The following is a 20,258-nucleotide window of genomic DNA, read 5'->3' as shown; positions in this document are numbered from 1 at the left end:
CCCGTCATGACCGCGTCCAAGAACGACCGCATCTCCGCGTTGCCGGAGCACCTCCGCGACAAGCTCCGCGCGCGGCTGGCCGGCCGCGCCGCGCCCCCGGTCGACGTGATCCCGCCCGCGCCGCGCGACGAGCCGCTGCCGCTGTCGGCGGGCCAGCAGCGGCTGTGGTTCCTGGCCCAGTTCCAGCCCGGCAGCACCGAGTACACCAGCGCGATCGCGCTGCGGCTCACCGGCGCGCTCGACGTGCCCCGGCTGACCGGGGCCGTGCGCGGGCTGGTGCGCCGGCACGAGTCGCTGCGCACCACGTTCGACCAGGTCGACGGCCGCCCGGTGCAGGTCGTGCACGACGACGTCGAGCTCGACCTGCAGGCCGTCGACGACCTGGACGAGGTGCTGGACGAGCCGTTCGACCTGCGGCGCGGCCCGCTGTTCCGGGCCGCCCTGCTGACCGGGTCCGCCGACGCGCACGTGCTGCTGCTGGCCTCGCACCACATCGTGGTCGACGGCTGGTCGCTCGGCCTGCTGGCGGACGAGCTCGGCGCGCTGTACCGCGGCGAGACCCTGCCCGAGCCCTCGTTGCAGTACGCCGACTACGCCGTCTGGCAGCGCGGGCGGCCGGTGGACACCGGGTTCTGGGTGGACCGGCTGGCCGGCGTCGTGCCGCTGGAGCTGCCCACCGACCGGCCCCGGCCCGCGGAGCGCACGTCGGCGGGCGCGACGCACGAGTTCACCGTGCCCGCCCGGCTGGCGGGCGACCTGGCCGAGCTGGCCCGGGTGCACGAGACCACGGTGTTCACCGCGCTGATGGCCGCGTGCCAACTGCTGCTGGCCCGCTACACCGGCCAGGACGACATCGCGGTCGGCACGGTCACCAGCGGCCGCAACCGGCCCGAGCTGGCCGGCCTGGTCGGCTTCCTGGTCGGCACCGTCGTGCTGCGGTCCACTGTGGACAGCTCGCGGTCGTTCGTCGAGTTCCTGGCCGAGGCGAACCGGACCGCGCTGGACGCGTTCGCGCACGACGACGTGCCGTTCGACCGGGTGGTGGAGGCCGTCGGCGCGTCCCGCGACCCGAGCCGCACCCCGCTGTTCGACGTCATGGTGGTGCTCCAGAACGCGGGCCGCTCGCTGCCCGAGCTGCCGGGCCTGCTCGTCGAGGAGCACCCGCTCAGCCGCGCGTGGTCGAACTTCGACCTGACCTTCGAGTTCACCGGCACCCCGGACGGCCTGCTCGGGTCGGTCGAGTACAGCACCGACCTGTTCGACGCGGACACCGTCGACCGGATGGCCCGGCACCTGCTGGCGCTGCTGTCGGCGGTCACCGCCGACCCGTACCGGCCGATGGCCGAGCTGCCGATGCTGCTCGGCGACGAGCCGGACGGCCGCGGGCCCGCGCTGGACGTGCCGGCGACGACGTTCCCGGCGCTGTTCGAGGCGCAGGCCCGCCGCACGGCCGACGCCACGGCGCTGGTGTGCGACGGCGAGGCGCTCACGTTCGCCGAGGTGGACGCCCGCGCCAACCGGCTCGCGCACCACCTGCTCGCCGAGGGCGTCGAGCCGGAGCGGATCGTGGCGCTGTCGCTGCCGCGCGGCGTCGACTGGGTCGTGGCCGTGCTCGGCATCCTCAAGGCCGGCGCGGTGTACCTGCCGGTCGACCCCGGGCTGCCCGACGCGCGGCGGGAGTACCTGCTGGCCGACTCCGGCGCGGTGCGGGTCGTCGACGCGCCGGTGGACACCTCCGGCCTGCCCGACACCCCGCCGGACGTGGCCGTGCGGCCCGACCAGGCCGCCTACGTGATCTACACGTCCGGCTCGACCGGCCTGCCCAAGGGCGTGGTGGTCGAGCACCGGCACCTGGCGAACCTGCTGCACAACCACCGCGAGACGTTCGCCGGCGACCGGATGCGGGTCGCGCTCAGCGCCGTGTTCTCGTTCGACACGTCGTGGGAGGGCATGCTGCTCATGGCCGACGGCCACGAGCTGCACGTGCTCACCGACGACGTGCGGCTGGACGCCGCCGCGCTGCTCTCCTACGCCCGCGAGCACCGGATCGACCTGCTCGACCTGCCGCCGTCCTACGTCCGGCAACTGCTCGCCGACGGGTCGCTCACCGCCGGGAACGGGCCCAAGGCGCTGGTGCTCGGCGGTGAGGCGCTGGGCACGGCGCTCTGGCGCGACCTGGTCGCGTCCGGCCTGCGGGCGTACAACTACTACGGCCCCACCGAGGCCACCGTGGACGCGGTGTCGTGCCGCATCACCGGCGACCGGCCCGTCATCGGCACGCCGCTGGGCAACGTCACCGCGCACGTGCTGGACGACGACCTGCGGCCGGTGCCGGTCGGCGTGCCGGGCGAGCTGTTCATCGCGGGCGCCCAGGTGGCCCGCGGCTACCTGGACCGGCCCGGCCTGACCGCGCAGCGCTTCCTGCCCGACCCGTTCGGCGAGCCGGGCGAGCGCATGTACCGCACGGGTGACCGGGTGCGGTGGCTGGCCGGGGGGACTCTGGAGTACCTCGGCCGGACCGACGACCAGGTCAAGATCCGCGGGTTCCGGGTCGAGCCCGGCGAGGTGGAGGCCGCGCTGGCCACCCACCCGGAGGTCACCGAGGCCGCCGTCGTGGCCCGCACCGACAGCGGGCACACCCGGCTGGTCGCGTACGTCGTCACGACCGGGTCCGCCGACCTGCGGGCGCACCTGCGCGAGTCGTTGCCCGACTACGCGATCCCGTCGGCGTTCGTCGTGCTGGACCGGCTGCCGCTGACGCCCAACGGCAAGCTGGACCGGGCCGCGCTGCCCGCGCCGCAGGCGGTCGCCGGGGGCGGGTTCGTCGCGCCCCGCACGCCCGTGGAGGCCGAGCTGGCCCGGCTGTGGGCCGAGGTGCTGGGCGTCGAGCGGGTCGGCGTCGAGGACAACTTCTTCGCCGTCGGCGGCGACTCGATCCTGTCGATCCAGCTCGTGTCCCGGGCCCGGCAGGCGGGGCTCCACCTGACGTCGCGGGACGTGTTCCGGCACCAGACCGTGGCCGAGCTGGCGCTGGTCGTGTCGCGGGCCGCCGAGACCGCGGCCGAGCCGGTGTTCACCGGACCCGCGCCGCTCACGCCCATCCAGCGGTGGTTCTTCACCGAGTACGGCCCGCTGGCGCACTTCACCATGTCGCTGCTGGTCGAGCTGGAGCCCGGGGCGGACGCCGAGGCGCTGCGCACCGCCGTGCGGACCGTCGTCGGGCACCACGACGCGCTGCGGCTGCGGTTCCGCGAGGTCGACGGCCGGTGGGCGCAGGAGGTCGCGGACACCGAGGTCGACGTGTTCCGGGTCGAGGCCGACGCGGACGTGGAGGCGGTGGCGCGGGACGCGCAGCGCGGCCTGGACCTCGACGCGGGGCCGTTGCTGCGCGCGGTGTTCCTCCCCGGCGCGCGGCCGGAGCTGCTGCTCACCGTGCACCACCTGGCGATGGACGGCGTGTCGTGGCGGGTCCTGCTCGGCGACCTGGAGCGGGCCTACCGGGGCGTGCCGCTGGAACCCGTCGGCACGTCGTTCACGCAGTGGGCGCACCGGCTGGACGAGCACGTGCGGTCCGGCGCGCTGGACGGCGCGCGGGAGCACTGGGACGCGCTGCCCGAGCCCGAGGCCCTGCCGGTCGACCGCGACGGCGCGAACACCGCCGGGTCGGCGCGGGTGGTGTCGGTGCGGCTGGACCGGGCGACCACGGACGCGGTGCTCACCGCCGTGCCGCCGGTGTACCGCACGCAGGTCAACGACGTGCTGCTCAGCGCGCTCGGCAAGGCGTTGGCGGAGTGGACCGGGCGGGACGAGGTCGGCGTCACGCTGGAGGGCCACGGCCGCGAGGAGCTCGTGCCCGGCGTGGACCTCACCCGCACGCTCGGCTGGTTCACCACGCAGTTCCCGGTGGTGCTGCCGGTCGGTGACGAGTGGGGCCGGACCCTGAAGTCGGTCAAGGAGGCGCTGCGCGCGCTCCCGCACCGCGGGGTGAGCTTCGGAGCCCTCGACATCGGGCGACCGGGTGGCGGGCCGCTGCCGCAGGTCTCGTTCAACTACCACGGCCGGTTCGACGTGGCCGACGGCGGCCTCTACCGCGCCCGGCGCGACGGGGTGGGCGAGGACCTGCCCGGGGACGCCCCGCGCACCCACCTGCTCGAGGTGACCGGGCTGGTCGAGCGCGGCGAGCTGGAGCTGAGCTGGCAGTACTCCGAGCACGTGCACGACGAGGGCACCGTGCGGCGGCTGGCCGAGCGGACGCTGGAGGCGTTGCGGGAGATCGTGGCGCACTGCGCCCGGCCCGGCGTCGGCGGTCGCACGCCCTCGGACTTCCCGCTCGCCCGGCTCACCCAGGAGCAGGTCGACGCGCTCGCCGGGCCGGACGTGGAGGACATCCTCCCGCTCACCCCGTTGCAGGCGGGCATGGTGTTCCACAGCCTGGTCGAACCGGGCACGTACGTGGACCGGATGCGACTGGTGCTCGACGGCGTGCGCGACCCGGAGGCGCTGCGCGAGGCGTGGCAGCGGGTCGTGGACCGCACGCCCGTGCTGCGGTCGAGCGTGGTGTGGGACGGGGTGGCCGAACCGGTGCAGGTCGTGCACCGGCACGTGGAGCTGCCCGGCGGTGACGTGGACGCGCCGTTCGACCTGGGCGTCGCGCCGCTGCTGCGGGTCGCCGTCACGCCGCTGGGCGAGGACCGGGTCGAGCTGGTCTGGTCGTCGCACCACGTGATCCTGGACGGCTGGAGCACCGCGCAGGTGTTCGGCGAGGTGCTGGAGCAGTACCGGGCGATCACCACGGGCACGCCCGCGCAGCTGCCCGCGCGGCGGCCGTTCCGCGACTACCTGCGTTGGCTGGCCGAGCAGGACAAGGCCGCGGCCGAGGCGCACTGGCGGACCGTTCTGTCCGATGTGGACGGACCGACGCCGCTGCCGTTCGACCGCACGCCGACGCGTGCGCACCGGTCGGAGGCGTCGGCGTCGGTGAAGTTCTCGCTGGACCTGGGCGACGCCGTGCAGCGCGCCGGGCTGACCGTGAACACGGTGGTGCAGGGCGCGTGGGCGTTGCTGCTGGCCCGCGCGAGCGGCGAGACCGACGTGGTGTTCGGCAGCACGGTGTCCGGCCGCCCGGCGGAGCTGCCCGGGGTCGAGTCGATGATCGGAATGCTGATCAACACCGTGCCGACCCGGGCGGTGGTGGACGGCGCGGCCGAGGTGGGCGCGTGGCTGCGCGGGTTCCAGGCGGCGCAGAGCGAGTCGCGGCGGTTCGAGCACACGTCGTTGGCCGAGATCCAGTCGTGGGTCGGCACGAAGCTGTTCGACTCCGTCGTGGTGTTCGAGAACTACCCGTACGAGCGCGAGGGTTCCGGGCCGCGCGTGGTGGAGGTCGACGCGGTCGACAACGCCACGCTGCCGTTGACGGTGAGCGCGTCGGTGACCGACCGGCTCGACCTGGACCTGGCCTACGACCCCGAGCTGTTCGACGCCGCCACCGCCGAGCGGCTGGCCGGGTGGCTGCGCGAGCTGGTCAGGGCCATCGCGGCCGACCCGACCACGCGCGTCGCGGACCTGCCGTGGCTGACCGACGCCGAACGGCACCGGGTGCTGGTGGAGTGGAACCGCACCGGGCAGGACACGCCCCGGGAGCTGTTCCCGGAGGTGTTCGCCGAGCAGGCCCGCCGCACGCCGGACGCGACCGCGCTGGTGTTCCACGACCGCGCGGGGACGCGGACCGCGTTCACGTTCGCCGAGCTGGACGCCCGCGCGAACCGGCTGGCGCACCACCTGCTCGCCCGCGGCGCGGGCCCGGAGCGCACGGTCGCGGTCGTGCTGCCGCGCTCGGCCGACCTGGTGGTGGCCGTGCTCGCCGTGCTCAAGGCGGGCTCGGTGTACCTGCCGATCGACCCGGAGCTGCCCGCCGAGCGCATCGACTTCCTGCTGCGCGACGCGAGACCGGCCGTGGTGCTGGACGCCGTGCCCGACCTGACCGGGCTGCCCGACGCCCCGCCGGCCGCGGCGGTGCGCCCCGAGCAGGCCGCCTACCTGATCTACACGTCCGGGTCGACCGGCACGCCGAAGGGCGTCGTGGTCGAGCACCGGCAACTGGCGAACCTGTACTACGCCAACAAGGCCGCCCTGATGGGCGAACCGACCCGGTTCGCGGTCACCGCCACGTTCTCGTTCGACACGTCGTGGGAGGGCCTGCTGTTCCTGGCGGCGGGCAACGAGCTGCACGTCGTCAACGAGGAGCTGCGGCTCGACCCGCCCGCGCTGGTCCGGTACATCACCGAGCACGGCATCGGCACGGTCGACCTCACCCCGTCCTACGCGCGGCAGCTCGTGCAGGCCGGCCTGCTGGAGTCCGGGTTGCGCGTGGTCATGCTCGGCGGCGAGGCGGTCGACGCGGCGCTGTGGCGCGAGATCGCCGCCTCCCCCGTGCGGGGCTTCAACCAGTACGGGCCCACCGAGGTCGCGGTCGACTCGGTCGCCACGCCGGTGGTCGGCGACCGGCCGGTCATCGGGCGACCGCTGGCCAACCTGTCGGCGTACGTGCTGGACGCCGACCTGCGGCCGGTGCCGCCGGGCGTGCCCGGCGAGCTGTTCCTGGGCGGCCCGCAGGTGGCGCGCGGGTACCTGGACCGGCCCGGCCTGACCGCCCAGCGGTTCGTCGCCGACCCGTTCGGCCCGCCCGGCGCGCGCATGTACCGCACCGGTGACCGGGTGCGGTGGCTGGCCGACGACGAGGCACAGCCGGGACTCCTCGACTACCTCGGTCGGGCCGACGACCAGGTCAAGCTGCGCGGGTTCCGGATCGAGCCCGGCGAGGTCGAAGCGGCCCTGCTGGACGTGCCCGGCGTGCGGGAGTCCGCCGTGGTGGTCCGGGACAACCGGCTGATCGGGTACGTGACCGGCACGCCGGAGACCGACCCGCGGGACGCGCTCGCCCGCGCCCTGCCCGACTACCTGGTGCCGACGGCCGTCGTCGTGCTGGCGGAGCTGCCGCTGTCGCCCAGCGGCAAGCTCGACCGGCGGGCGCTGCCCGAGCCCGACCTGACCGGCGGGTACGTCGCGCCGCGCACCGACGCCGAGCGCGTGGTGGCCGACGTGCTGGCCGACGTGCTCGGCCTGGACCGGGTCGGCGCGCTCGACGACTTCTTCCGCCTCGGCGGTGACTCGATCCTCAGCATCCGCGTGACCTCGCGGTTGCGCGCGGCGTTCGGCGTGCAGCTGTCGCCGCGCGCGGTGTTCGAACACCCCACGGTGTCCGGCCTCGCCTCCGCCATCAGCACCGGGGCGGGTTCCGGCCAGGATGAGGTGGACGCCATCCCGGTGATCCCGCGCGATGGCGTCCACCCTCCGCTCACCCACCCGCAGTCGCCCGCGCAGCGGCGGCTGTGGTTCCTGGACCAGTTCGAGCCGGGCAGCACGGAGTACGTCACGCCCACCGCGCTGCGGCTGCGCGGACCGCTCGACCTGGACGCGCTGCGCCGGGCCCTCGACGGCCTGGTGGCGCGGCACGAGTCGCTGCGCACGACGTTCGACGACGACGTGCAGCTCGTGCACGAGCCGTACGAGGTGCCGCTCGCGGTCGAGGACGGCGCGTGGGACGCGGTGCTGCTGGAAGAGGTCGGCACGCCGTTCGACCTGCGCGAGGGGCCGCTGTTCCGGGCCCGGCTGGTGCGGGTCGCGCCCGACGAGCACGTGCTGGTGCTGACGCTGCACCACATCGTCACCGACGGCTGGTCGACCGGGGTGCTGGCCCGCGACCTCGGCGCGTTGTACGCGGGGCGGGAGCTGCCGCCGCCGGCCCTCCAGTACGTGGACTACACGGCGTGGCTGCCCGAGCCCTCGGTCGAGTACTGGGCGCGGCACCTGGCCGGCGTGGCGCCGCTGGAGCTGCCGACCGACCGGCCGCGCGCGGCGGTGCGCGGCACGACGGGCGCGATGCGCGAGTTCACCGTGCCCGCGCCGGTCGCCCGGGCGGTGCGGGCGCTGGCGGCCGAGCACGGCGACACCCTGTTCACCGCGCTGCTGGCGGCGACGAAGGTGCTCCTGGCCCGCTACACCGGGCAGGACGACATCGCGGTCGGCACGGCCGTGTCCGGGCGCGGGCGGGCCGAGCTGGACGACGTGGTCGGCCTGTTCGTCAACACCGTCGTGCTGCGGTCCCCGGTGGACCTGCGGCGGTCGTTCACCGACGTGCTGGCCGACGTGCGGACCACCGTGCGCGACGGCTTCGCGCACCAGGACGTGCCGTTCGAGCGGGTGGTGGACGCCGTCCGGCCCGACCGCGACCCGTCCCGCAACGCGCTGTTCGACGTCATGGTGCTGATGCAGAACTTCGGTGCCGACGTGCCCGACCTGCCCGGCCTGCGGGTGGAGGACGTGCAGCTGCCGCTGCTGACCTCGACGTGCGATGTGTCGTTCGAGTTCGGCGAGGTCGACGGCGAGCTGCGCGGCGCGGTCGAGTACAGCACCGACCTGTTCGACGCCGACACGATCGACCGGATGGCCCGGCACCTGGTCACGCTGCTGGAGGGCGTCACCGCGGCGCCGGACCGGCCCCTGGTCGAGGTGCCGCTGCTGCTCGGTGACGAGCCGGACGGTCACGGCGTGCGGCTGGAGGTCCCCGAGGTCACCTTCGCCGAGGCGTTCGAGGCGCAGGCGCGGCTCACGCCCGACGCGGGCGCGGTGGTGTGCGGCGGCACGCGGCTCACGTTCGCCGAGGCCGACGCGCGGGCCAACCGGCTCGCGCACCACCTGCTGGCGCACGGCGCGGGCCCGGAGCGGGTGGTCGCGGTGTCGCTGCCGCGCTCGGCCGACTCCGTGGTGGCGATCCTGGCCGTGCACAAGGCGGGCGCGGTGTACCTGCCGGTGGACCGGGACCTGCCGCGCGAGCGGGTCGACTTCCTGCTCCGCGACGCCCGCCCGGCGCTGGTGCTGGACGAGGTGCCCGACCTGTCCGCCTGCCCCGACACGCGGCCGGACGTGGTCGTGCGGCCGGACCAGGCCGCCTACGTCATCTACACGTCCGGCTCGACCGGCGTGCCCAAGGGCGTCGTGGTCGAGCACCGGCAGCTCACCAACCTGATGCACAACCACCACCGGGCGTTCGACGGCGAACCGCCCCTGCGGGTCGCGCTGACGGCCGTGTTCTCGTTCGACACGTCGTGGGAGGGCCTGCTGTTCATGGCCGACGGCCACGAGCTGCACGTGCTGGTCGACGACGTCCGCCTCGAACCGCACGTCCTGGTCGAGCACGTACGCGAGCACCGGATCGACCTGCTCGACCTCACCCCGGCCCACGTGCAGCAGCTCCTGCCGCTCGGCCTGCTCGACGGCGAGCACGTGCCGAGGCACCTGCTGCTCGGCGGCGAGGCGCTGCCGCCCGCGCTGTGGCGGACGCTGGCCGACTCCCGCGTCACCGCGCACAACTACTACGGCCCCACCGAGGTCACGGTGGACTCGGTGTCCGCCGTGGTCACCGGTGACCGCGCGCTGATCGGCCGGCCGCTGACCAACCTGGTCGCCCGCGTGCTGGACGAGGACCTGCGCCCGGTCCCCGTGGGCGTGCCGGGCGAGCTGTTCCTCGGCGGCGCGCAGGTGGCGCGCGGCTACCACGACCGGCCCGGCCTGACCGCCCAGCGGTTCGTCGCCGACCCGTACGGGCCGCCCGGCGCGCGCATGTACCGCACCGGCGACCGCGTGCGCTGGGTCTCCGTCGGCGGAGCCGACGACCAGGCGCCGCAGGCTGCCCTCGTGTACCTGGGCCGCAACGACGACCAGGTGAAGATCCGCGGCTTCCGGGTCGAGCTGGGCGAGGTGGAGACGGCGCTGCTGCGGCACCCGGACGTGACGCAGGCCGCCGTGGTGGCCCGCGAGCACCACGGCCACCAGCGGCTCGTCGCCTACACCGTCGGCCCGGCCGACGACCTGGCCGGCTGGCTCAAGCAGCGGCTGCCCGACTACCTGGTGCCGTCGGCGTTCGTGGCGCTGGAGGCGTTGCCGGTCACGCCGGCGGGCAAGGTGGACCGGCGGGCGCTGCCCGCGCCGACGTTCACCGAGACCGGGTACGTGGCGCCGGAGCCCGGCGTGGCGACCGCGCTCGCCGCCATCTGGGCCGAGGTGCTCGGCGTCGACCGGGTCGGCGCGCGGGACAACTTCTTCGCCCTGGGCGGCGACTCGATCCTGAGCATGCAGGTCGTCTCGCGGGCCCGGCAGGCCGGGCTGAAGCTGACGTCCAAGGACGTGTTCCTGCGCCAGACCGTCGCCGACCTCGCCCTCGCCGTCACCGACGACACCCCGGCGGCGCACGAGACCGTCGCCGGGCCCGCGCCGCTCACCCCGATCCAGCGCTGGTTCTTCGCCGAGCAGGGTCCGCTGGCGCACTTCACCATGTCGGTCGTGGTGGAGCTCGGCGACGTCGAGCCGGCCGCGGTGCGCGACGCCGTGCGGGCCGTGGTCGCGCACCACGACGCGCTGCGGCTGCGGTTCACGCAGGTCGACGGCGTCTGGTGGCAGGAGGTGGCGGAGGCGGAGACCGCCGAGGTGTTCCGCGTCGCCTCGGACGACCTCGCCGCCGAGGCCCACCTGGCCCGCACGAGCCTGGACCTGCGGCACGGCCCGCTGCTGCGCGCGGTGCTGTTCGACGACGGCAGGCTGTTCGTCACCGCGCACCACCTGGTGGTCGACGCGGTGTCGTGGCGGATCGTGCTGGAAGACCTCCAGACCGTGCTGGCCGGCCGCGACCTCGGGCCGAAGAGCACGGCGTTCACCGACTGGGCGCACCGGCTCGACCGGCACGTCCGCGAAGGCCGGTTCGACCACGCCCTGCCGCACTGGGCCGCCGTGCCGGTGGAGGAGCCCGTGCCGACGTCGGCGGGCAGCGCGCGCACGGTGTCCGTGCGGCTGGGCCGGGCCGAGACCGACGCCCTGCTGCACGCCGTGCCCGACGCCTACCGCACGCAGGTCAACGACGTGCTGCTCACCGCGCTGACCGCGGCGTTCCGCGGGCGGGCGCTGGTGGCGCTGGAGGGGCACGGCCGGGAGGAGCTCGTCGACGGCGTGGACCTGTCCCGCACGGTCGGCTGGTTCACCGCCGAGTTCCCGGTCGCGCTGGAGCTGCCCGGGAACGGCGACCGGGTGCCCGGCGACGATTGGGGCACCGCGCTGAAGTCGGTCAAGGAGCAGTTGCGCGCCGTTCCGGACAAGGGGCTGGGCTACGAAGCCCTGAAGTACTGGGACCGGGGCGTCACGGGCGCGTTGCCGCGCGTGTGCTTCAACTACCTGGGCCAGTACGACGACGAAGGCCCCGATGTCGACCACGGCCGCGAGGTGCCCGACGACGCCACCCGCCCGCACCTGCTCGACATCACCGCCGCCGTGTCGGCGGGCGAGCTGGTGCTGGAGTGGGAGTACTCCACCGAGGCGCACGACGAGGCCGCGGTGCGGGCGCTGGCCGACCGGATGGCCGACGCGCTGCGCGGGATCGTCGCGTTCTGCGCCCGGCCCGACGCGTGGGGCCGCACGCCCTCGGACTTCCCGCTGGCGAAGCTCACCGCCGAGCAGGTGGACCGGATCGCCGACCGGGACGTGGAGGACGTCTACCCGCTCACGCCGTTGCAGGCCGGCATGCTGTTCCACAGCCTGATGGACGACGGCACGGCCTACGTGAACCAGCTCCGGGTGCGGCTGTCCGGTGTGGACGACCCGGCGCGGTTCGCGCGGGCGTGGCAGCGGGTGGTCGACCGGACGCCCGTCCTGCGCACCGAGGTCGTGTGGGAGGGCCTGGACGAGCCGGTGCAGGTGGTGCGGCGCGACGTGACCGTGCCGGTGACCTTCGCCGACGTCACCGACGAGCTGGTGGCGGCCGACGCCGCCGCCGGCATCGACCTGACCTCCGCGCCGCTGATGCGGCTGGCGGTCGGGCGCGTGTCGGACACCGAGGTCGACCTGCTGTGGACCTCGCACCACCTGCTGCTGGACGGCTGGAGCACGGCCCAGGTGTTCGGTGAGGTGCTGACCGAGTACGCGGGCGGCCCGGCCCCGGCGCGTCGGCCGTTCCGCGACTACCTGGCCTGGCTCGCCGAGGCCGACCAGTCGGCCGCCGAGTCCCACTGGCGGGGCGTGCTGGCCGGGTTCGAGACGCCCACCCCCCTGCCGTTCGACCGGCCGCCCGCCGAGGCGCACCGCGCCGAGTCGTCCGCGCAGGTGGTGCTGGACCTGCCCGCCGACCGGCTGGACGCGGTCGCCCGCGCGCACGGCCTCACGGTGAACACGCTGGTGCAGGGCGCGTGGGCGCTGCTGCTGGCCCGCACCTCGGGCCGGCGGGACGTGGTGTTCGGCAGCACGGTGTCCGGCCGGCCGGCCGAGCTGCCCGGCGTCGAGTCGATCGTCGGCATGTTCATCAACACCGTGCCGACCAGGGTGGCGGTGGAGCCCGACGCCGAGGTCGTCGCCTGGCTGCGCCGGCTCCAGGACTCCCAGACCGAGGCGCGGCAGTTCGAGCACGTGTCGCTGGCCCAGGTGCAGGGCTGGGCCGGGATCGGGTCGGACTCGGGCGGGCGGCTGTTCGACAGCCTGCTGGCGTTCGAGAACTACCCCGTCGAGAAGGACGCGCCCGACGGCGCGCCCGGCATCGGCGAGGTCGACGGCCTGGACACCACGTCGTTCCCGCTCACCGTCCGCGCGCACGTGGACGACGCGCTGCACGTGGAGCTGACCTACGACCCGCGGTTGTTCGACGCGGGCACGATCACCGCGCTCGGCGACCGGCTGGCCCGGCTGCTCGACGCGATCGGCGCGGACCCCCGCCGGCGGGTGTTCGAGCTGCCGTGGCTGTCCGACGAGGACCGCGAGCGGGTGCTGGTGACGTGGAACGGCACGTCGTCCGGCGCGGTGGTCGAGGACACCATCCCGTCGCTGTTCGCCGCCCAGGCCGCGCGCACGCCGGACGCGGTGGCGGCCACGTGCGAGGGCGTGAACCTGACCTACCGCGAGCTCGACGAGCGGTCCAACCGGCTGGCGCACCACCTCGTCGCGGCGGGCGCGGGACCGGAGTCGCTGGTGGCGCTGCGGTTCCCGCGCTCGCTGGACCTCGTGGTGGCGGTGCTGGGCGTGCTGAAGTCGGGCGCGGCTTACCTGCCGCTGGACGTGTCGTACCCGGCCGACCGGGTCGCGCACATGGTCGAGGACGCCCGGCCGGCGGTGACGCTGGAGGCCCTGCCCGACCTGTCCGGGATGCCGACGCACGCGCCGGACGTGCCGCTGCGGCCGGAGAACACCGCGTACGTGATCTACACGTCCGGCTCGACCGGCCGGCCCAAGGGCGTCGTGGTGCCCCACTCGAACGTGGTGCGGCTGTTCGCCGAGACCGACCACTGGTTCGGCTTCGGGCCCGACGACGTGTGGACGCTGTTCCACAGCTACGCGTTCGACTTCTCGGTGTGGGAGCTGTGGGGCCCGCTGCTGCACGGCGGCCGGCTCGTCGTGGTGCCCTACGAGGTGTCGCGGTCGCCGCGCGAGTTCGCCCGGCTCGTCGCCGACGAGGGCGTCACGGTGCTCAACCAGACGCCGTCGGCGTTCTACCAGCTGCTGGAGGAGGCCCCCGACCTCGACGTCCGGTACGTGATCTTCGGCGGCGAGGCGCTGGACGTGCGCAAGCTGGCGCCGTGGCGCGGCACCGGCGCGTTGATCAACATGTACGGCATCACCGAGACCACGGTCCACGTCACGTGGACGCCCGCGGACGGCTCGATCGGCGTGCCCATCCCCGACCTGCGCGTCTACGTGCTGGACGAGGAGCTGCACCCGGTCCCGCCCGGCGTGGTCGGCGAGATGTTCGTGGCCGGGCCCGGTGTGGCGCGCGGCTACCTCAACCGGCCGGGCCTGACCGCGCAGCGGTTCCCCGCCGACCCGTTCGGCGCGCCGGGCTCGCGGATGTACCGCACCGGCGACCTGGCCCGCTGGGTGGACGGGCGGCTGGAGTACTTCGGCCGCGCGGACCAGCAGGTGAAGATCCGCGGGTTCCGGATCGAGCTGGGTGAGATCGAGGCGGTGCTCGCCGCCCACGACGCCGTGGCGCAGGTCGCGGTCGTCGTGCGCGAGGACCGGCTGGTCGCCTACTACGTGCCCGCCGGGACGGCGGACGCCGTCGGGCTGCGCGAGCACGTCGAGCGCTCGTTGCCCGACTACATGGTGCCGACCGCGTACGTGGCGCTGGAGCGGTTGCCGCTCAACGCCAACGGCAAGCTGGACCGGGCCGCGCTGCCCGCGCCGGAGCGCGAGGCGTCCGCGGCGGGCGGGTTCGTCGCGCCGCGCACCGAGGCCGAACGCCTGGTCGCGGGGGTGTGGGCGGACGTGCTGGGCCTGGCCGAGGTGGGCGTCGAGGACAACTTCTTCACCCTCGGCGGCGACTCGATCTCCAGCATCCGGGTGGTGTCGCGGCTGCGGTCGTCGTTCGACGTCTCGCCGCGCGACCTGTTCGACCACCCGACCGTGGCCGCGCTGGCGGCCCGGCTGTCCGGGTCCTCGCCAGGAGGATCGGACGCCGCGCGACCCGGCTCCGGTGGCGGCGCCATCACGCGCGTCGAGGGTGACGGGCCGTTGTCGTTCGCGCAGCAGCGGCTGTGGTTCCTCGACCAGTTCCAGCCCGGCGGCACGGAGTACGTGACGCCGCTGGCCGTGCGGCTGCGCGGCGCGCTGGACGTGCCGAGGCTGGAGCGGGCGCTGACCGCGCTGGTCGAGCGGCACGAGGCGCTGCGGACCGCGTTCCCGGCGGTGGACGGGCTGCCGGTGGCGGTGGTGCGGCCGGCCGCACCGGTGACGCTGCCGGTGGTGGACGCGCTGCCCGTGCCGGAGCCGTTCGACCTGGCCGAGGGGCCGCTGTTCCGGCCGGCGCTGGTGCGCCGCGGTCCCGACGACCACGTGCTGGCGCTGACGATGCACCACATCATCACCGACGGCTGGTCGGGCGGGGTGCTGATGTCCGACCTGGCCGCGCTGTACGGCGGCGAGGAGCTGCCGCCGCTGCCCATCCGGTACGGCGACTTCGCCGCCTGGCAGCGGGAGCAGCCGCTGGACGCGCAGCTGGAGTACTGGCGCGACCAGCTCGCCGCCGTGCCCGCGCTGGAGCTGCCGACCGACCGGCCCCGGCCGCCCGTGCAGACGACGGCGGGCGCGCAGACCGAGTTCGCCGTGCCCCCCGCGGTCGCGCACCGGCTGCGGGAGCTGGCCCGGGCCGTGGACGGCACGCTGTTCATGGCACTGGTCGCGGCCTGCGAGGTGCTGTTCCACCGGTGGTCCGGGCAGGACGACTTCGCGATCGGCACGGTGGCGTCCGGGCGGGACCGGACGGAAACGCAGGACCTGGTCGGGTTCTTCGTCAACACGGTCGCGCTGCGGGCCCGGATCGAGCCGTCGGCGACGTTCCCCGAGTTCCTGGCCCGCACCCGGCGGACCGTGCTGGACGCGTTCGCGCACCAGGACGTGCCGTTCGAGCGGGTGGTCGACGCGGTGCAGCCCGACCGCGACACCAGCCGCACGCCGCTGTTCCAGGCCGTGGTCGCGCTGCAGAACGCGCCGCAGGCGCCGGGCTTCCCCGGCCTGGACGCGGAGGACGTCGCCCAGCCGACGGTCAGCAGCAGCTTCGACGTGACGCTGGAGTTCACCGAGGCCGAGGACGGCGGGCTGCACGGGTCGGTCGAGTACAACACCGACCTGTTCGACGCGGGCACGGTCGAGCGGCTGGTCGAGCACCTGGGCGTGCTGCTGGCCGGCATCGCGGCCGACGCCGACCGCCCGCTGTGGGCGCTGCCGGTCCTGCCCGAGGCGGAACGGGAGCTGCTGGCGGCGTGGGGCGGCACCGCCCCGGCCGTCGACGGCCCCGGGTTCGTGGAGCTGGTGGAGGCCCGGGTCGCCCGCACGCCGGACGCCTTGGCGCTGACCGGCGCGGCGGACGTGACCTACGCCGAGCTGAACGCCCGCGCGAACCGGCTGGCGCACCACCTGGTCGGGCTGGGCGCGGGACCGGAGCGGATCGTCGCGCTGCGGCTGCCCCGCTCGGTCGACCTGCTGGTGGCCGAGCTCGCGGTGCTCAAGGCGGGCGCGGCGTTCCTGCCGGTGGACCCGGAGTACCCGGCCGAGCGGATCGCGTTCATGCTCGACGACGCCCGGCCGCTGGTCGTGCTCGACGGTCCGGTGGACGTGTCCGGGCAACCCGACACGAACCCCGGTGTGGCGGTGCGGCCGGAGCACCCGGCGTACGTGATCTACACGTCCGGGTCGACCGGGCGGCCGAAGGGCGTGGTGGTGTCGCACGCCGGCCTGGCCACGTTCTCGGCGGCCGAGGTCGAGCACTTCGACGTCCGCCCCGGCGACCGGGTGCTGGAGTTCTCCTCCCCCAGCTTCGACGCCTCCGTGCTGGAGCTGTGCATGGCCCTGCCCGCCGGCGCGGCCCTCGTCGTGCCGCCACCCGGCCCGCTGCTCGGCGACCAGCTCGCCGACGTGATCCGCACCTTCGGCGTCACCCACGCCCTCATCCCACCGGTCGCCCTGGCGACGATGCCCGACGAGGAGCTGCCCACGTTCCGCACGCTCGTGGTGGGCGGTGACGCCTGCTCGGCGGACCTGGTGCGGCGGTGGGCCCCCGGTCGGCGGATGATCAACGCCTACGGGCCGACCGAGTCCACCGTGGTCACGTCGTGGAGCGAGCCGCTGGAGCCCGGCGGCGTGCCGCCCATCGGCCGGCCCATCCCCGGCACGCGGGTGCACGTGCTCGACGCCGAGCTGCGGCCCGTGCCGGTCGGGGTGCCGGGTGAGCTGTACGTCTCCGGCGTCGGCCTGGCCCGCGGCTACCTGGACCGGCCGGGGCTGACCGCGCAGCGGTTCGTCGCCGACCCGTTCGGGCCGCCCGGCTCCCGCATGTACCGCACCGGCGACGTGGTGCGGTGGACCTCGCGGGGCGTGCTGGAGTTCGTCGGCCGGGCCGACGAGCAGGTCAAGATCCGCGGCTTCCGGATCGAGCTCGGCGAGATCGAGACGGCCCTGCTGGCGCACCCGGACGTGCGCGAGGCGGTCGTGGTGGCGCGGGCGGACGCGGGGGGCCACAAGCGGCTCGTCGCGTACGTCGTGGGCGAGGTGGCGAAGCTCCGCGAGTTCCTGGGCGGGTCGCTGCCCGACTACCTGGTGCCGTCGGCGTTCGTGCCGGTGGACGCGCTGCCGATCAGCCCCAACGGCAAGGTGGACCGGGCCCGGCTGCCCGAACCGGACTTCGGCGCGCTGGCCGGAGCCGGGTACGTCCCGCCGACCGGGCCGGTGGAGGAGGCGCTGGCGGCGGTCTGGGCGGACGTGCTCACCCTGCCGAGGGTCGGCGCGCAGGACAACTTCTTCACCCTCGGCGGCGACTCGATCCTGAGCATGCAGGTGGTGGCGCGGGCGCGGCAGGCCGGCTACCGGTTCAGCACCCGCGACCTGTTCGTGCACCAGACCGTCGCGTCGCTCGCCCCGCACGTCACGGTCGAGGTCGCGTCGACGGCCGACCGGGCGGCCGTGGTGGGCGACGTGCCGCTGACCCCGATCCAGCACTGGTTCCTCACCTCGGGGCGGCGCAGCCCGCACCACTTCAACCAGTCGCACCTGGTGGAGCTGGACCCGGCGGTGGACGTGACCGCGCTGCGGCGGGCGCTGGGCGTGCTGGTGGCGCACCACGACGCGTTGCGGCTGCGGTTCACGCAGGTCGACGGGGCGTGGCGGCAGCACAACGACGGCGTGCGCGATGTCGACGTGCTGACCGTCGTGGACGGGGTCGACCGGTTGGAGGAGGTCGCCGACGAGGTGCACGCCTCGTTCGACCTGGCCGCCGGGCCGCTGTTCAAGGCGGTGCTGTTCCGCGCCGCCGAGGAGTCCGGGAACGAGGAGTCCGGGAACGACCGGCCGCTGCTGCTGCTCGTCGCGCACCACCTGGTGGTCGACGGGGTGTCGTGGCGGATCCTGCTGGACGACCTGGACAGCGCGTACCGGGGCGAGGACCTGGGCGCCAAGACCACCTCCTACCAGGAGTGGTCGCGGCGGTTGGAGGCCCACGTGCTCGGCGGCGCGCTGGACGACGAGGTCGAGCACTGGCGGCAGTCGTTCCCGCCGTTCCCGACGCCGAGCGGCACGCCGGACGCGGTGACCGTGGAGCTGTCCGAGCAGGACACGGACGCGTTGCTGCGCGGCGCGCCCGCCGCCTACCGGACCCGCATCAACGACGTGCTGCTGGCCGCGCTGGCGTGGGCGCTGTCCCGCTGGACGGGGTCGCCGCGGGTCGCGGTGGACCTGGAGGGCCACGGGCGCGAGGACGTGCTGGACGTGGACCTCTCCCGCACCGTCGGCTGGTTCACCACCGTGTTCCCGGTGACGCTGGAGGTGCCGGACGGCGGGTGGCGCGACCGGGTGAAGGCGGTGCGGCGGCAGTTGCGGGCCGTGCCGGGCAACGGGTTCGGGTACGGGGCGCTGCGGCAGCACGGCCTGGTGCCCGACGACGGGCGGCCCGCGGTGTCGTTCAACTACCTGGGCCAGTTCGACATGGGCCAGTCCTCCGGGGGAACGGCCGAGGCGACCGGTCTGTACCGGGCGGTGCGGCCGTCGGTCGGCGCGGAGCACGACCCGGCCGACGCCGGGGAGCACGCCCTCGACGTGGTCGGCGAAGCCGGGAAGACGCTCGGCTTCACGTTCTACTACTACGCGTCGGCGCACTCGGAGGCGGAGATCGGAGCGGTGGCCGCCGACTTCGCCGCCGCGCTGCGGGCGATCGCCGCGGATTGCCGGGGTGCGCTGTGACGACGTCGTTGGCGCGCAACCGGAACTACACGCTGCTGTGGGGCGGCCAGGCGCTGGCCGAGGTGGGGTTCAGCGCCTCCATGCTGGCCCTGCCGGTGCTGGTGCTGTTCCTGACCGGGTCGCCGGTGCTGGCGGCGCTGGTGCTGACCGTGGACGCCACCGCGCAGCTCGTGGTCGGGCTGCCGGCCGGCGCGCTGGTCGACCGGTGGGACCGCCGCCGGATCATGCTGTGCTGCGAGGCCGCCCAGGTGCTCACCCTGGGCGGGCTCGTGGCCGCGGTGCTGGCCGACGCGGTCACGATCCCGCACGTCATGGCGGTCGCCGCGGTCCTCGGCGTGTGCCGGGCGCTGTTCGAACCGGCCGAGGACGCGTGCCTGCCCCGGCTCGTGCCGGACTCGCAGCTCGCCACGGCCGTGGCGATGAACAGCGCGCGGTCGTCGTTGGGGCAGATGGCGGGGACGGCGCTGGGCGGCGTGCTGCTGGCCGTGGCGCGCTGGCTGCCGTTCCTGGTGGACATGGTCACGCACGTGGTGGCGTTCGTGGCGCTGCTGTTCCTGCGGGTGCCGCCGTCCGCTCCGGTCGAGTCGCACCCGCACCTGCTGCGCTCGATCGGCGAGGGCCTGCGGTGGGTGTGGAGCCGGCGCGAGATCCGGGTGACGGCGCTGTGCGCGGTGGTGCTGAACCTGTTCTTCACCGCGTTCTACGTCATCGTCCTCGTGCTGGTGGAGGGTCGGGGCGCGTCCGGGGCCGAGATCGGCGTGATGGCGGCGATGCTCGGCGTCGGCGGCGTGCTCGGCGCGCTGGCCGCGCCCCGCCTGCACCACGCGCTCGGCCCGCACCGGTCGATCGCGTCGGTGTTCTGGGTGCTGGCCGTGCTGGTGCCGTGCGCGCTGCTGGTGGAGTCGCCGTACCTGATCGGGGTGCTGTTCGCGCTGATGAGCTTCCTGGCGCCGACGGCCAACACCACCATCAGCACCCACCAGCTGCTCCTGACCCCCGACGAGCTGCGCGGGCGGCTCAGCGGGGTGATGGGTGTCGTCGTCGGCGGCGCGGGCGCGGTCGGCCCGATGGTCGGCGGCGTGCTGACCGAAGCGCTGTCGGCCCGCACCGCCGTTCTGGTGTGCGCGGCGGGCATTTTGTTGATCACGGTTTTCGTCACGGTGAGCCCGACTCTGCGCGGGTACGCGAAGTCAGAAGAGGAGAACAAGGCATGAGGGACGACATCACCTACCAGGTCCTGGTCAACGACGAGGGCCAGTACTCGTTGTGGCCCGCGCACCACGACGTGCCCGCCGGCTGGCGGTTCGAGGGCACCAAGGGCACCAAGGACGAGTGCTCGGCGCACGTCGACCAGGTGTGGACCGACATGCGGCCGGCGTCCTTGCGGGCGGCGATGGACTGAGGTCGGCCCCGCGCGGCCCGCGGGCGTGCTCCCGCGGGCCGCG

3 protein-coding genes are annotated in these 20,258 nt (G+C 74.7%); all 3 read left to right on the top strand.

The features are described from left to right. Positions 1–6: 6 nt before the first annotated feature. The 3 genes from ACIQMJ_RS28085 to ACIQMJ_RS28075 are packed head-to-tail and all read left to right on the top strand — an operon-like array spanning position 7 to position 20,215. Positions 7–18,813, top strand: a complete 18,807-nt coding sequence (locus ACIQMJ_RS28085) for a non-ribosomal peptide synthase/polyketide synthase (protein WP_499764000.1) — start codon at positions 7–9, stop codon at positions 18,811–18,813. Further along, a complete protein-coding gene (locus ACIQMJ_RS28080; RefSeq protein WP_499763999.1) occupies positions 18,810–20,027 on the top strand; it encodes an MFS transporter in 1,218 nt (405 codons plus the stop codon). Before ACIQMJ_RS28085 ends, ACIQMJ_RS28080 begins: the two co-directional genes overlap by 4 nt. Beyond that, the gene (locus ACIQMJ_RS28075; protein WP_123742152.1) at positions 20,024–20,215 is read left to right on the top strand and encodes an MbtH family protein; all 192 of its coding nucleotides are present in this window, start codon (positions 20,024–20,026) and stop codon (positions 20,213–20,215) included. The genes ACIQMJ_RS28080 and ACIQMJ_RS28075 overlap by 4 nt, the downstream gene beginning before the upstream one ends. Positions 20,216–20,258: the final 43 nt, after the last annotated feature.

The organism is Actinosynnema sp. NPDC091369 (assembly GCF_044757065.1).
Lineage (GTDB): Bacteria > Actinomycetota > Actinomycetes > Mycobacteriales > Pseudonocardiaceae > Actinosynnema.
The sequence above is the reverse complement of the archived record's forward strand: the minus strand, read 5'-3'. Positions and strand labels throughout refer to the sequence as shown.

What these genes read in the sequence shown, in the direction of transcription:
- ACIQMJ_RS28085 (WP_499764000.1), top strand. Translation starts at nt 7, where the DNA reads ATGACCGCGTCCAAGAACGACCGCATCTCCGCGTTGCCGGAGCACCTC.
- ACIQMJ_RS28075 (WP_123742152.1), top strand. Translation starts at nt 20,024, where the DNA reads ATGAGGGACGACATCACCTACCAGGTCCTGGTCAACGACGAGGGCCAG.